This is a genomic window from Faecalibacterium sp. I2-3-92, from assembly GCF_023347315.1.
Classification (GTDB): Bacteria; Bacillota; Clostridia; order Oscillospirales; family Ruminococcaceae; genus Faecalibacterium; species Faecalibacterium duncaniae.
In genome coordinates this window covers 795,710-810,540 of sequence record NZ_CP094470.1, presented here as the reverse complement: position 1 = coordinate 810,540, position 14,831 = coordinate 795,710, and the positions used below count along the sequence as shown (strand labels likewise).

14 protein-coding genes and 1 tRNA gene are annotated in these 14,831 nt (G+C 59.6%); 6 read left to right on the top strand and 9 right to left on the bottom strand.

Annotated features, from left to right (window positions below; translation table 11 throughout):
• Window positions 1–4: 4 nt before the first annotated feature.
• The 4 genes from speE to MTP42_RS03780 are packed head-to-tail and all read left to right on the top strand — an operon-like array spanning window position 5 to window position 4,269.
• The gene (speE, locus tag MTP42_RS03795) at window positions 5–862 is read left to right on the top strand and encodes a polyamine aminopropyltransferase (protein WP_097772565.1); all 858 of its coding nucleotides are present in this window, start codon (window positions 5–7) and stop codon (window positions 860–862) included.
• Entirely contained in the window at window positions 862–1,740 is an 879-nt protein-coding gene (gene speB, locus MTP42_RS03790; protein ID WP_005932969.1) for an agmatinase, read from the top strand. Before speE ends, speB begins: the two co-directional genes overlap by 1 nt.
• A 46-nt stretch (window positions 1,741–1,786) precedes the next feature.
• Complete coding sequence (locus MTP42_RS03785; RefSeq protein WP_249258002.1) at window positions 1,787–3,055, top strand: saccharopine dehydrogenase family protein; 1,269 nt, start codon at window positions 1,787–1,789, stop codon at window positions 3,053–3,055.
• The gene (locus tag MTP42_RS03780; RefSeq protein WP_117505759.1) at window positions 3,055–4,269 is read left to right on the top strand and encodes a carboxynorspermidine decarboxylase; all 1,215 of its coding nucleotides are present in this window, start codon (window positions 3,055–3,057) and stop codon (window positions 4,267–4,269) included. The genes MTP42_RS03785 and MTP42_RS03780 overlap by 1 nt, the downstream gene beginning before the upstream one ends.
• A 75-nt stretch (window positions 4,270–4,344) precedes the next feature.
• On the opposite strand, the gene gnpA is transcribed toward MTP42_RS03780, so the two are convergent.
• From gnpA to MTP42_RS03750, 6 genes are all read right to left on the bottom strand, one after another.
• Window positions 4,345–6,504, bottom strand: a complete 2,160-nt coding sequence (gene gnpA, locus MTP42_RS03775; RefSeq protein WP_249258001.1) for a 1,3-beta-galactosyl-N-acetylhexosamine phosphorylase — start codon at window positions 6,502–6,504, stop codon at window positions 4,345–4,347.
• A gap of 27 nt (window positions 6,505–6,531) precedes the next feature.
• Window positions 6,532–6,723, bottom strand: coding sequence for a DUF6903 family protein (locus tag MTP42_RS03770; protein WP_097772569.1), 192 nt, complete (start codon window positions 6,721–6,723; stop codon window positions 6,532–6,534).
• Window positions 6,724–6,734: 11 nt separating this feature from the next.
• A complete protein-coding gene (locus tag MTP42_RS03765) occupies window positions 6,735–7,631 on the bottom strand; it encodes a carbohydrate ABC transporter permease (protein WP_005932964.1) in 897 nt (298 codons plus the stop codon).
• Window positions 7,632–7,643: 12 nt separating this feature from the next.
• Entirely contained in the window at window positions 7,644–8,528 is an 885-nt protein-coding gene (locus MTP42_RS03760; RefSeq protein ID WP_005932963.1) for a carbohydrate ABC transporter permease, read from the bottom strand.
• 83 nt (window positions 8,529–8,611) lie between these two features.
• Complete coding sequence (locus MTP42_RS03755) at window positions 8,612–9,982, bottom strand: carbohydrate ABC transporter substrate-binding protein (protein WP_005932961.1); 1,371 nt, start codon at window positions 9,980–9,982, stop codon at window positions 8,612–8,614.
• On the bottom strand, window positions 9,979–10,185 hold the full coding sequence (locus tag MTP42_RS03750; RefSeq protein ID WP_249258000.1) for a hypothetical protein: 207 nt from the start codon (window positions 10,183–10,185) through the stop codon (window positions 9,979–9,981). The genes MTP42_RS03755 and MTP42_RS03750 overlap by 4 nt, the downstream gene beginning before the upstream one ends.
• Before the next feature lie 209 nt (window positions 10,186–10,394).
• Between MTP42_RS03750 and MTP42_RS03745 the strand changes: the two genes are divergently transcribed.
• Window positions 10,395–11,261 carry a helix-turn-helix domain-containing protein gene (locus tag MTP42_RS03745; protein ID WP_097770858.1) on the top strand — a complete coding sequence of 289 codons (867 nt, stop codon included), beginning with the start codon at window positions 10,395–10,397 and terminating at the stop codon, window positions 11,259–11,261.
• 17 nt (window positions 11,262–11,278) lie between these two features.
• Window positions 11,279–12,376 carry a phosphotransferase enzyme family protein gene (locus tag MTP42_RS03740; RefSeq protein ID WP_249257999.1) on the top strand — a complete coding sequence of 366 codons (1,098 nt, stop codon included), beginning with the start codon at window positions 11,279–11,281 and terminating at the stop codon, window positions 12,374–12,376.
• A gap of 159 nt (window positions 12,377–12,535) precedes the next feature.
• Here MTP42_RS03740 and MTP42_RS03735 read toward each other — a convergent pair.
• From MTP42_RS03735 to der, 3 genes are all read right to left on the bottom strand, one after another.
• Window positions 12,536–12,611, bottom strand: a tRNA-Ala gene (locus MTP42_RS03735).
• Between the two features lie 192 nt (window positions 12,612–12,803).
• The gene (plsY, locus tag MTP42_RS03730; RefSeq protein ID WP_097772644.1) at window positions 12,804–13,463 is read right to left on the bottom strand and encodes a glycerol-3-phosphate 1-O-acyltransferase PlsY; all 660 of its coding nucleotides are present in this window, start codon (window positions 13,461–13,463) and stop codon (window positions 12,804–12,806) included.
• 18 nt (window positions 13,464–13,481) lie between these two features.
• On the bottom strand, window positions 13,482–14,825 hold the full coding sequence (gene der / locus MTP42_RS03725; protein WP_005932951.1) for a ribosome biogenesis GTPase Der: 1,344 nt from the start codon (window positions 14,823–14,825) through the stop codon (window positions 13,482–13,484).
• Between the last annotated feature and the right edge of the window lie 6 nt (window positions 14,826–14,831).

Sequence of the window (14,831 nt, the reverse complement as noted above, 5' to 3'; positions counted from 1 at the left end):
ACAGATGGAGTTTTGGTTTTCGGAATTTCACACCCCCGATGTGAAGCACAGCATCCGGGTGAACAAGCAGCTCTACTCCAAGCAGAGCGATTATCAGCGCATTGATATTTTTGAAACGCCCGAGTTTGGCCGGGTGCTCACACTGGACGGCAATGTGATGCTGACCGAGCGGGACGAATTCATCTACGACGAGATGATCGTCCACGTGCCCATGGCCGTGCACCGGGAGGCAAAAGATATCCTTGTCATCGGCGCAGGCGACGGCGGCGTGGTGCGGGAGCTGACCCGCTACGACCGGGTGGAGCGCATCGACCTGGTGGAGATGGATCCCCAGGTGGTGGAGGCCTGCCGCGCCTACCTGCCCGGCAACGCCTGCCGGATGGATGACCGCCGGGTGCACATCTATTTTGAGAACGCCCTCAAGTTCATCCGCCAGTGCGAGGAGGAATACGACCTCATCATCGTGGACTCCTCTGACCCCTTCGGCCCCAGCGAGGGCCTGTTCACCCGCGAGTTCTACGGCAGCTGCTTCAACGCCCTGAAAGAGGACGGCATCATGGTCAATCAGCAGGGCAGCCCCTTCTACGCCGAGGATGCCAACGCCATGCAGCGCAGCCACAAGCGCATTGCTTCCACCTTCCCCATCAGCCGGGTGTATCAGGCCCACATCCCCACTTTTGCAGCGGGCTACTGGCTGTTCGGCTTTGCCAGCAAGAAGTACCACCCCATCGATGATCTGGATGCAAACGCCTGGAAGGCCCTGAACATGCGCACCCGGTACTACACCACCAAACTGCATATCGGAGCATTCTACCTGCCGGCTTTTCTGGAGGAGATGCTGCGGGAAGTGGAGGAACACTGATGCTTTACCCCAACGTTGAAACCTTTATCGGCTGCGACAGCAGCTACCGTGCCGCCAGCATCGTGCTGTACGGTGCCCCCTACGATTCCACCACCAGCTATCGCCCGGGGGCCCGGTTCGGCCCGGCTGCCATCCGGCACGAGAGCTACGGTCTGGAGACCTACAGCCCCTACCAGAACGCCGACCTGACCGATTTTGACATCTTCGACAGCGGCGATCTGGAGCTCTGCTTCGGCTCCAGCGAGAGCGCACTGGCCGACATCCAAAGCCGCGCGGCAGAGATCCTGCACGACGGCAAGTTCCCGCTCCTGCTGGGCGGCGAGCATCTGGTCACGCTGGGTGCCGTGCGGGCCATGGTGGAAAAGTATCCCGACCTCCACATCGTCCACTTTGATGCCCACGCCGACCTGCGGGACGACTATCTGGGTGCAAAGCTCAGCCACGCCTGTGTCCTGCGCCGCTGCCACGACCTCATCGGCGACGGGCGCATCCACCAGTTCTGCATCCGCAGCGGCGACCGCACCGAGTTTGAGTTCGCAGCTGCCCACACCGAGATGCACAAGTTCGATTTCACGGGCCTTGCCCAGCTCACTGAGCAGCTCTGTGCCAGCAAGGTGCCCGTTTACCTGACCATTGACCTCGACTGCCTGGACCCCTCCTGCTTCCCCGGCACCGGCACCCCGGAGGCCGGCGGCGTGAGCTTTTTGCAGCTGCTGGAGGCCATCCGCACCGTGACCAAGGCCAACATCGTGGGTGCGGACCTCAACGAACTGGCCCCCACGCTGGACACCACCGGCGTTTCCACAGCCACAGCCTGCAAGGTCCTGCGGGAGCTGCTGATTGCGCTGGACAAGGGCTGGCCGGGCTTTCAGGTATAAGGACAGACCGTAAAAAGACAACTTTACAGATAAAGGAGTAACCGATATGAGCAAAGTTCTGATCATCGGCTGCGGCGGCGTGGCCTCCGTTGCCATCCACAAGTGCTGCCAGGTCCCCGAGGTGTTCACCGAGATCTGCATCGCCAGCCGCACCAAGGCAAAGTGCGACAAGCTGGCCGCCGAGCTGGCCCCCAAGACCACCACCAAGATCACCACCGCACAGGTGGATGCTGACCATGTGGATGAGGTCATCGCCCTCATCAAGAGCTACCAGCCCGATCTGGTGATGAACATCGCCCTGCCCTATCAGGATCTGACCATCATGGATGCCTGCCTGGCCTGCGGCGTGAACTACATGGACACCGCCAACTACGAGCCGGAGAACACCGACGACCCGGAGTGGCGCGCCATTTACGAGAAGCGCTGCAAGGAGGCCGGTTTCTCCGCCTACTTTGATTACAGCTGGCAGTGGGCCTACGCCAAGAAGTTTGAGGAGGCCGGCCTGACCGCCCTGCTGGGCAGCGGCTTTGACCCGGGCGTGACCCAGGCTTACTGCGCTTACGCCAAGAAGCACGAGTTCGACACCATCGACACCATCGACACCATCGACATTCTGGACTGCAACGGCGGCGACCACGGCTATGCCTTTGCCACCAACTTCAACCCTGAGATCAACCTGCGCGAGGTCTCTGCCCCCGGCAGCTACTGGGAGAACGGCCACTGGGTGGAGATTCCGGCCATGAGCATCAAGCGGGAGTACCACTTTGATCAGGTGGGCCAGAAGGATATGTACCTGCTCCACCACGAGGAGATCGAGTCTCTGGCCAAGAACATCCCCGAGGCAAAGCGCATCCGCTTCTTTATGACCTTCGGCCAGAGCTACCTCGACCACATGCGCTGTCTGGAGGACGTGGGCATGCTGTCCACCACCCCGGTCAACTTCAACGGTCAGGAGATCGTGCCCATCCAGTTCCTCAAGGCCCTGCTGCCCGACCCCGCCAGCCTTGGCCCCCGCACCAAGGGCAAGACCAACATCGGCTGCATCTTCACCGGCAAGAAGGACGGCAAGGAAAAGACCTACTACATCTACAACGTCTGCGACCATCAGGAGTGCTACAAGGAGGTCGGCTCTCAGGCCATCAGCTACACCACCGGTGTGCCTGCCATGTGCGGCGCACTGATGCTGCTGACCGGCAAGTGGACCACCAAGGGCGTGCACACTGTGGAAGAGTTTGATCCGGACCCGTATCTGGATGCTCTGGACAAGTACGGCCTGCCCCGCTCCGAGAGCCACGCCCCGGCTCTGGTGGACTGATGCGGCTGGCCGATACCCGCCCGCCCTTTGCGGGGCTGGCGAACCTCTCTGAGGCTGCACTGGCTGCCCTGCCCACCCCCTGCTACCTGCTGGATGAAGCCCGGCTGCGCCGCAACGGCGAGATCCTGCTGGGCGTGCAGCAGCGGACAGGCTGCAAGATCCTGCTGGCCCAGAAGGCCTTTTCCAACTACGACCTCTACCCGGTGCTGGCCCCCTATCTGGCAGGCACCGAGGCCAGCGGCCTGTACGAGAGCCGCCTGGGCAGGGAGGAGCTGCCGGAGAAGGAGAACCATGTGTTCTGCGCCGCCTACCGGGCCGACCAGTTCGAGGAGCTGCTGCAATACGCTGACCACATCGTGTTCAACTCGCCCCACCAGCTGGCAAAGTTCGGCCCGGCCGCAAAGGCGGCGGGCAAGAGCGTGGGCCTGCGGGTGAACCCCGAACATTCCACCCAGGAGGGCCACGAGATCTATGACCCCTGCGCCCCGGGCAGCCGTCTGGGCACCACCCGTGCCCAGTGGGATGCCGCTGCGGCGCAGCACCCTGACCTGCCCGACCTGCTGGACGGCCTGCACTTCCACACCCTGTGCGAGCAGGATTCCGACGCGCTGGCGGCCACCCTGCCCGCGCTGGAAGCGAAATTCGGTGACCTGCTGCCCCGGATGAAGTGGCTCAACTTTGGCGGGGGGCACCACATCACCCGCCCGGATTACGACCTTGCCACGCTGGAAAAGTGCATCACCGGGACGCAGGAAAAGTACGGCGTGCAGGTGTATCTGGAACCGGGCGAGGCCTGGGCGCTGAACGCAGGCTACCTCGTCACCACGGTGCTGGACACCCTGCAGAATGGTCAGACACATCTTGCCATTCTGGATATGTCCGCAGCCTGCCACACGCCGGATGTCATCGAGATGCCCTACCGCCCGCCCCTGCTAGACGCGGGCGAGCCGGGGGAAAAGCCCTGCACCTTCCGGCTGGGCGGCCCCACCTGCCTTGCCGGGGACGTAGTGGGCGATTACAGCTTTGCCGCCCCCCTCACCGAGGGCGACCGGCTCATCTTCGGTGACATGGCCATCTATTCCACCTGCAAGAACAATACCTTCAACGGGATGCCCCTGCCGGATATCTGGGTGCTGCATGAAAACGGCACCACCCAGCCGCTGGCCCGCTTCGGCTACCACGATTTCAAATACCGTCTGGGCTCTCCCCGCTGAGCCGCCCGGATACACAAACACCCCTCTGCGCTCCTTTCGGAATGCAGAGGGGTGTTTGCTTATGAAACGGAGAACTCAGATCTCATACCACTTGATCTCGTTGGCTTCCAGATGCAGGTCGAAATGGTTTCCATCGGTGGTGTAGACCGTGGTGTCCTGCGGCTCGTAGGTGTTGTTCACCACGCAGTACTTGCCATTTTTCACGTAGGCGTGCACTTCCACATTGTAGTTGGAGCTGAACCAGGTGTGCAGCTCCTCCTCGCTGTGGGCGCTCCACAGGATGGCACGGTACAGGGTGCGGCTGTTGGCAAAGCTGTAGGGCACACCGCTGATGTACACGGCGCGGCCCTTACCAAAGTCGTGGGCCGCCATCTGCACTTCCCGGTTCCGCTGCACCAGCACCTCGGTCCCCTCGAGGGCGTAGATGTTCTTCTTGCCCTCGCCAAAGTCGATGGGCTGGTCGGCATCCTGCAGAATGAAGTGGTCCGGGTGCTCGTCCCAATTGTACTTGTCGTAGTTGAGGGTGAAGCCGTTTTCCTCTTCCACGCCCAGCACGCTGGCCAGCTGGAGGATGTGGCCCTGATAGGCATGACCGGAGGGCTCACCCACGCCGATGAGGCCGCCGCCGTTCCAGACGAACTTCCGGATTGCGGAGGAGATCTCCGGGTCCTCCCACCAGATGCCGCCGGTGTGGGCGGTGTCGGCATCGCCCACATTGATGATGACATCCAGCTCATCCAGCAGGGCGGGGTCCTTCTTGATGTCCTCAAAGCTGATGAACTTCACGTCAAAGGGCGCGCCGGACAGCATTTCGATGACTCCGGAGTAGCTGTAGTTCTGCTTGTAGTAGAGGGCGTGGTGCACCATGTGGCAGCCCCAGGCCCGCATCTTGCCCCAGCAGTTCAGCACGGCCACCCGCTTGACGCAGTAGGGCGTGGTGCCCTTGATGTTCTCATACAGCTCACGGAACTCGCTGCAGACGCTCTCCACATAGTCCACGAACTCCGGGAACTGCAGCGCCAGCTTCAGATAGCCGCCGTAGCCAATGCGGTCGATGGGCTTGCGCAGGATGGCGCGGCGGGCCGTGACCCAGTTTTCCTTGGCCTCCCGCACCGGGTCGCCGCCCTCGTGGAAGGTGTCCGGGAAGAAGTAGGGCAAAAAGCGGCCCTCCGTGTACTTTACGCCCTCGATGTCCGAGATCAGGCGCAGGGTGGAACCGTTGCCCACGCTGCCCACCACGGCATCCAAACCGATGGTCTTGAACTCCGGCATAAAGGGCTCGGTGCCGATCCAGTGGTCCCCCAGGAACATCATGGCCTCACACCCACACTCGTGGGTGATATCCACCATCTCCTTGGCCAGCTTTGCTACCTCCCGGCGCTGGAAGGCCTGAAAATCCCGGAATTCCCTGCTGGGCACCCGGTACTGGTTGTTGTAGTAGCCCTGATCGATGATGTACTCCGGGCGGAACTTGTAGCCCACCTCCCGCTCGAACTGCTCCAGGATATAGGGGCTGACCGAGGCGGAATAGCCGTACCAGTCCACGAACTTCTCCCGCTTGAGCTCATCGAAGATCAGGGTGAACTGGTGGAAGAAGGTGGTGTAACGGATGACGTTGACGTAGGGATGATCTGCAATGAACTTCCGCAGCCGCTCCATGGAATACTTGTGGGTCTTGGGCTGACGGACATCAAAGGTGATCTGATGCTCGAAGTTGGTCCAGCCGTTGGTGGTGGCGTTGTACATGTGCACCGGGTCCCAGATCAGGTAGGCCAGAAAGCTGACCGTATATTCATGGAACGGCACGGCCTGCACCGTCACGCTGCCGTCGGCGTAGCTCCACAGCTCCGGGGGCACCGGCTGGCCTGTGGTGCGGTCCATGACCTCCCACCAGCGGGTGATATCGTCGTTGGTGTTCACCTGCATCAGCTCCGGGCTGATGCCCTTCATCAGCGGAATGGTCACGGTGTCACCGGGGGCGGTGTAGAAGCCGGTCATAATGTAGCACTGCTGCACCTCATCCGGGTTCGCTTTGGCCCACGCGTTGTCCTTGCGGGTGGTGTAATAGGTGGAGTAGATCTTTGCGTCGGCATCCTTCAGCTCCTGCGGAAAGTCGGTGCCGTCGCAGTCGCGGATGGCATCCGCGCCCCACTTTTTCAGGATCTGCAGCGTTTCGGGCACCACGTCCAGATCGGTCGGGATCGTTACGCGCCCGGTCATTCTATTTTCTTCCATGGGAATTCTCCTTTATCTCTCTTCTCCTCAATCCCGATAGGGGGCGTTATAGAGCGCCAGCACGGCCAGCAGCAGCGCCACCCCCAAAAGCATGATGCCAAGACCGGCCAGCTGCCCGGTCATTTTCCAGCCTGCTGTCACCAGCGCGATGGACAGCACAAACAGCACCAGCATCAGCACCATACGCAGGGCGGGATGATTTTTCCAGAATGCTTTCATCGTTTGTCACCTTACCCTTTCAGACCGCCCACGGTCATGCCCTGTGTCAGCTGCTTCTGCACGCAGATGTACAGGATCAGGGTGGGCAGCATCACCAGCACCAGACCGGCATACATGGTGCCGTACTGGGCCGCGCTCTGCTGGGCCTGCATCAGATTCAAAAGGCCCACCGGCAGGGTGCGGGGCGCGCTGGTGGAGCTCATCAGCGTCATGGAAATAATGTACTCGTTCCAGAAGGACAGGAAATTGAACAGGATGATGGTGATGATGGAGGGCTTTGCCATGGGGAAGATGATACGGGTCATGGTGGAGAAGTAGCTTGCACCGTCGATGTAGGCGGCCTCCTCAAAATCATGGGGCAGGGTGGCAAAATAGCCCGAAAGCAGATAGATGGTAAAAGGCAGGGCTGTGGCTGCATACACCACCGCCAGCACCACCAGATTGTTCAGCAGGAAGCTGCTGCCAAAGTGGCTCTTCAGCCAGACATCGCCATCCCGCAGCATCAGGAAGATGGGCACCACGATGTAGTTGACATTGATGAACAGTCCCGCCATAAACAGGGTGTTCAGCAGTTTGCGGCCCTTGAACCGGAAGCGGGACAGGCAGTAGGCGGCAGGCAGCGCAATGACCAGCAGCAGCACCAGCGCCAATGCGGTCACGATGACCGAGTTGAGCATATATTCGCCCATCTTGGCTCCGTTCCACGCATTGACAAAGTTCTGCCAGTAGAACCCGGCAGGCAGCGCCCACGGGTTGCCGTAAAACTCCGCGTTCTGCTTGATGGAGGCCATGAATACCCATGCCACCGGCACGATGATGATCACCGCCAGCAGGACCAGCACAAAATAGATAAAGAACTTGTAGAGACCTTCCGCCGAGCGGGAAGATCTTTCGGTGGTATTCTGCATCTTCTTCCCTCCTTAGAATTCCAGCGGATCGCGGTCGGTGGCCTTGTTGACACAGGCGGACAGTGCAAACGAGAACAGGAAAATGACCACGCCAATGGCCATGCTGTAGCCATACAGGCCCGCGTCCTTCTGGCTGTACATATAGCTCAGCGCCACATCCGAAGCACCGTTGGGCCCGCCGCTGGTCATGGCCTTGACAAAGAGGAAGGCCATGTTGATGGTGGAGATGATGAAGAAGGTCAGGGTGGTGCGGATGTTGGTCCAGATGAGGGGGATGGTGATCTGGAAGAACTGGGTCAGGCGGCCCGCACCGTCCAGATTGGCGCTCTCGTACAGGCTGGCGGGCACCGAGGACATGGAAGCCATATACATGACCATGTAATAGCCCACGGCCTGCCAGACCATGGCGAGGATGATGGAGGGGATGACCAGCTTTTCGCCCTTCCAGAGGATGGGGTCTGTCATATCCCGGAACAGGCCGATGATGCTGTTCAACATACCGTTTTCCGGCTTATAGATGGCCGAGAAGATGCCGGAGATAACGACCACCGACAGGATGTTAGGGATGTAGAAGATGACCCGGAAGAAATTCTGCCCCTTGATCTTTTCCCGGGTCAGAATGGCCGCAAACACCAACGCAAAGGCAAAGGTGACGATGGTCACCACTACCACCAGCAGGATCATATTCTGCATGGAGCGGATGAACTGGGTGTCCTTGAGCAGGTGCTGGAAATTCTTCAGGCCCACAAAGGTCTCGTTGGGCGAATAGGCACCGCGCTCGTACAGGCTCATGCGGAACACGTTGAGGGTGGGCAGGATCATAAAGAGAAAGAACAGGATCGTGGCCGGTGCCACGCAGAGAAAGACGAACCGTCTGCGGCTTTTGTCAGATCTCATAGACAAACCGCTCCTTTCTATCGGAACCCGAAAACCACAAAAAGCGGAGGCGGTCAAAACCGCCCCCGCTGGGCAGGGTTCAATTATTCGATGATATTGGCACGCATCTGGTCGCTGGCGGACTTGATTCCGTCGATCCACTGCTGCTCGGTCATGCTGCCGGACACCAGAGAGTTGACGGGGTCAAAGAACACGGTGCGGACCTCCACGCCGGGGATGGCGCTGAAGGAGGCAAAGTTGCCCATAGCGGCCTTTGCGCCGTTGTCGTAGATGGAGTAGAACATCTTGTTGTCGCCTTCCAGATCATCGGCGATGCCCAGCACAGGCTGGATGGCACCGCTCTCGGCAAACAGCTTGCAGGCCTCGTCGCTGTACAGGTAAGCCACGAACTGCTTGGCGGCATCCAGATGCTCGGCACCAGCCGGGATCCATGCCTGCTCGAACCAGGTGTAGCTGTACTGGTCGCCGCCGGCCTTGACAGCGGGCAGGGCGGTCATGCCCCACTCAAAGCCATCCGCACGGGGAGCCTCGGCCATCTCGCCCACGATCCAGGTGCCGTTGGGCATGAACAGAGCCTTGTTGTCCAGCACCAGCTGCTGGTTCTGGGTAAAGTCCTGATCGTTGGCCTGTGCAGGGGTAATGGGGTTGGTGTAGGAAGCCAGCTTGTTGACGATGTCAAAGCAGGTCTTTGCCTCCGGGGTATCCCAGATGCCTTCCTCATAGTGGGTGGCCTTGTTGAAGAACTCCGGGCCGCCGGCGGCATACATCAGTGCGTAGAAGAACGCATCAAAGTAGCCGGTGGTGGGGTAGGTGAACAGGTAGGTGCCCTCAGCGGCAGCCTTGTCGCCCAGTTCCCACATCTCGTCCCAGGTGGTGGGCACGTCCCAGCCCTTTTCCTTCAGGAAACCGGCGTTGTAGAACAGGCCGCAGGGGCTGTAGAACATGGGAGCCAGATAAGTCTTGCCGTCGCCGTAGGGGTTGGTCAGGGAGGTGTCGGTAAAGCCGCCTGCGATCTTCTCGCTCACCTTCTTGCTCTCGCCGGGCACGGTCATGCTCAGCACATCGGTGATATCCGCGATCAGGTTGCCCTTGATGAACTGCTCGGTCAGGGCAGCCTCACGGCCGGTAGCCAGGTGGATCACGTCGGGGTAATCGCCACCCTGCATGGAAGGTCCGATGACATCCTCCAGCTTCTTGTCGGTGGTCAGCTCCACCTTGATGCCGGTCTGGGCGGTAAAGGCCTCAGTGACCTTCTTCCACATATCAGCGCCATAGCCGGTCTCGATGGCGGCGACCTTGATGGTCACGTCCTCAGCGGGAGCGGCAGATGCAGCAGCGGAAGAAGCCGTGCTGGAAGCTGTGGAGCTGGAAGAACCGCCGCAGGCAGCCAGACCCAGTGCAGCGGCACCCACACCGGCCACTTTCAGGAAATTGCGACGAGAAATGCGTTTCATAATGTGTCCTCCATCATAAAGTTCCGTTCATGCACAGCCGGAGCAAACAGGTTTTGCCCGAGGGGCTGTGTTTTTTGTGATTCCAATATAGAGGTTTTTGCAGTTTTCAACAAGGTCTTTGTTGTCTCATTTTTTAGAAATATTGCTTTTTTATCATTTTCTTCAGCAAAAGCACTAAATTTTGCGGCATTGTTTTGGTACATTCTCCCAACCTGTAACCAATTTGACACATTTCCGTCTTTCTGTGCAGAGGAAAATATTTACCATGCTAAAAAACAGGGCTTGCTTTTTTTCTTATTTGCCCCTATAATGAGAAAAAATGCACGAAGCAGTGCGGCGTTTTTCGCATTTAATTTTTAGTATCTTGCTTTTATTTTTATATTTTTTGCGTCTGCTTCAAAAGGAGCCTTTTATGAGTACCGAGCGCTTTGATATCCGCCACGCTCCCGCTCCACGGGAATCCTTCCGGCTGCTGTACATCAGCAAGAGCAGATTCGGCGGCGACTGGAACAGCACGGTCCACACCCATTCCTGCACGGAGCTGTTCTACTGCCTCAGCGGCGAGGGGCAGTTTCTGCTCAGCGGGCAGCTGTTCCCGGTCAAGCCGGATGATATGGTCATCGTCAACCCGCAGGTGGAGCACACCGAGCTGAGCCTGAACGCCTCGCCTTTGGAATACATCGTACTGGGCGTTTCGGGTATCGAGATCCTGTTTGGCAAAGCCGATTCCACCTACGCTATCTTCAACTGCCGGGAAAACCGGGAGCGGATGGTAACGCTGCTGCACATGCTGCTGGCTGAGGCAGACCGCAGTCTGGACGGCTGCGAAACCGTCTGCCAGGACCTGCTGGAAGTCCTGCTCATCTGGCTGGTGCGGTGCACCACCCTCTCTTTGCAGGTGGAGGAATCCCCCCGCTCCGACAACCGGGAATGCGTGGAGATCAAGCGGTATCTGGACAACAACTACCGGGAGGACATCTCCCTTGATACCCTTGCCGAGGTCGCCCACATCAACAAGTACTACCTGGCCCATACCTTCCAGAAGGCGTACGGCATTTCTCCCATCACCTACCTGAACCGCCGCCGCATTGAGGAGAGCAAATATATGCTGGGCAACACCGGTTACAGCCTGGCGCAGATCAGCGAGCTGATGGGATTTTCCTCCCCCAGCTACTTTTCGCAGTGCTTCCGCAAGGCGGAAGGCCTGACCCCCAACGAATACCGCCGTCAGGTGCGGCAGGGACAACGCCCTGCACCTGCCAAACGGCATGAAGGATAAGAAATGAGGAACCCAAAATGAAACCTGTTACTGAACCCATTCTCCGCGCCGCCGCAAATGCCTTTGATTTTGGCGGGCCTGTGGTCTGCGATGCCCGTCACTACGGCGAAGGTCACATCAACGATACCTTCGTGGTCTGGCGGGAGGATCACTCCAAGCGCTTTATCCTGCAGCGCATCAACACCGACACCTTTACCGACCCGGTGGGCCTGATGGAAAATGTCTGCGGCGTGACCCGGCATCTGCGGGAGAAGATCCTTGCCGCAGGCGGCGACCCGGCACGGGAGACCCTGAACGTGATCCCCACCCTGTCCGGCGCGGCCTGCCATCTGGATGCCGAGGGCAGCGCGTGGCGTGCCTACGATTTTGTAGAGAACACCATCTGCCTGCAGCAGGTGGGCAGCGAGGCCGACTTCCGCACCGTTGCCGTGACCTTGGGCAAATTCCAGAACCAGCTGGCAGATTATCCGGCCTCTACCCTTCACGAAACCATTGCACGCTTCCACGACACGCCCAACCGCTATGCAAACTTTGAAAAAGCCCTTTCCGCCGATGCGCTGGGCCGTGCCAAGGACATTGCACCGGAGGTCGCCTTCATCCATGCGCGGGAAAAGGATTGCCACACCCTGCTGGATCTGCTGGCAGCCGGTGAGATCCCGCTGCGTGTCACCCACAACGACACCAAGATCAACAACGTCCTGATCGATGCCGCCACCGGAAAAGGCATCTGTGTCATTGACCTTGACACCGTGATGCCGGGTCTGTCGGCCTACGATTTCGGCGACTCCATCCGCACCGGTGCCAACGACTGCGCCGAGGACGAGCCCGACCAGAGCAAGGTCCACTTTGACCTGCACCTGTACGAGGTGTTCGCCAAGGGGTATCTCTCCACCGCCGGGGCTTCCATGAGCCCTGCGGAGAAAAAGAGCCTTGCCTGGGGTGCCAAACTGATGACGCTGGAGTGCGGCATCCGCTTTCTGACCGACTATCTGGAGGGCGACCACTATTTCCACACCGCCCGACCCGACCACAACCTTGACCGCGCCCGCACCCAGTTCACGCTGGTGCGCCAGATGGAAGAGGTGTTCGATCAGATGCTGGAGATCGTCAGCTGAACTGGCACCTTCTGACCTGCCGAAGCACCAATGACTCGGGGGCTGCACTGAACCGCCTGCAAAACATCTGAAAACGATGCAGACAAGGCAGTGCAGCCCCCATTTTTTGCTTCAGCAAAAAGAAAAGCACCATACTTCCTACGAAGTACAGTGCTTTTTTGGTGGAGAATAGCGGGATCGAACCGCTGACCTCTTGCATGCCATGCAAGCGCTCTCCCAGCTGAGCTAATCCCCCACATATTCAGTTCGTGTCCTGCGACGTGTGTTATTATACCAGCTGCACCGCCCTTTGTCAACCTTTTTTGCAAAGTTTTTTCAGTAAACTGGACCGTGCAGGCACATCGACCGGGCACAGCCCCCTCCACGCAAAACAGCGCATCCCGCAGGCAGGCTCTGCCCGAAGGATGCGCTGTTATTTTTGTTCCGGTTACTGCTTGTGCTTGGAACCAAAGCGGTACTCTTTGCCCTCACGGATGCGCTGGATATTGGCCCGGTGCATCCAGATGACCATGCCGCCCATGATGGCAGCTCCCACCACGCAGACGATGAGGTCGTCAGCGGCGAAGCCCTTGAGCAGGCCGTAGATAAGGGTCAGCACCGGATAGGATGCCGCCATTGCAATGCTGCCCAGCGACACCATGCCGGTGGGCACAAGGCAGAGCAGAAAAACGACGGTCAGCACCGGCAGGAGGATGGGCTGGATCGCCAGGATGGCCCCTCCCGCCACCAGCACACCCTTGCCGCCCTTGAAGCCGAAATAGATGGGCTTGGTGTGGCCCACCACGGCCAGAATGGCGGTCAGATACACGCCCAGATAGGGCGAAACGGCGGCATCTGCGGGCAGGAACCCGAAGAGCCAGCGGCCGATGCAGACAGCTGCAACGCCTTTCAGCACGTCGCCTGCGGCGGTGAGCGCCGCTGCCTTTTTGCCAAAGGTGCGCAGCATGTTGGTCATACCGGCCGCACCGCTGCCGTGATTGCGGACATCATCGTGGTACAGGTACTTGCTGACCAGGATGCCGGTGTCCACGCTGCCCAGCAGGTAAGCCTGCGCAGCGGCAGCCAGAACGATGAAGAAGGTCATCATCAACAGCCGCCTCCCCTGTTACACATCTTTTGCGCCGACGCTGCCGGTGCCGCGCTCACGGATCACCAGGCGGATGGGCGTGTGTTCCAGACCAAAGTTCTCCCGGATCTGGTTGATCAGATACCGCTGATAGCTGAAATGGAACAGCTGCTTGGAGTTGACGAAGGCCACAAACGTCGGGGGACGGGTGGAAGCCTGGGTCAGGTAGAAGATCTTCAGGCGGCGGCCCTTGTCACTGGGCGGCTGCATCCGGGCGGTAGCGCGGGCCAGCATCTCATTCAGGACACCGGTGGGCACGCGGGCACCGTTCTGGGCATCCACGTCACGGATCAGCTGCATCAGCTTGTTCACGTTATAGCCGGTCTGGGCCGAAATGAAGATGATGGGCGCATACCCCATGAAGCTGAAGCAATCGGCGTAATCCCGGCGCTGATGCTCCATGGTGTTGGTCTCCTTGCCCTCCACAGCATCCCACTTGTTGACAACGATGATGCAGGCCTTGCCCTGCTCGTGGGCATAACCGGCCACCTTGCTGTCCTGCTCGGTAAAGCCAACGGTGGCATCCACCAGGATCAGGGCCACGCGGCTGCGCTCCACAGCAGCCAGCGCGCGCACGACCATATAGCGCTCGAGGCCGTCAGAGATGTTGCTCCGCTTGCGCAGACCAGCGGTATCGGTAAAGATGAACTTGCCGTAGGCATTATCCACGGGGGTGTCAATGGCATCACGGGTGGTACCGGCCTCGTTGGCAACGATCATCCGGTTCTCGCCCAGAATGCGGTTGGTCAGGCTGGATTTGCCCACATTGGGGCGGCCGATGATGGCAACGGGGATGCGGTCCTCCTCCACCACGGTCTCGCTGAAATCGAGGTGGGCGCAGACAGCGTCCAGCAGGTCGCCGGTGCCGTGACCGTGCACGGACGAGATGGGCAGCACCTCGTCAAAGCCCAGGTTATAGAACTCGTAGAGCTCCATGGGGGCCTCGCCGGTCTTATCGCACTTGTTGACAGCCAGGATGATGGGCTTGTGGCTGCGGCGCAGCATGTGGGCCACTTCCTCGTCGGCGGCGGTCAGGCCGTCGCGGACATCCACCACCATGATGATGCAGTCAGCGGTGTCAATGGCGATCTCTGCCTGCTCACGCATGTGGGCCAGAATACCCTCGGTCGCCTTGGGCTCGATGCCGCCGGTGTCCACCAGCATGAACTCGTGGCCGCTCCACTCGCAGTTTGCAAAAATGCGGTCGCGGGTGATGCCCGGGGTATCCTCCACGATAGCCAGACGCTGGCCGCAGAGCTTATTGAACAGGGTGGACTTGCCCACATTGGGGCGGCCGACCACTGCTACGATGGGTTTGCTCATAGGGGG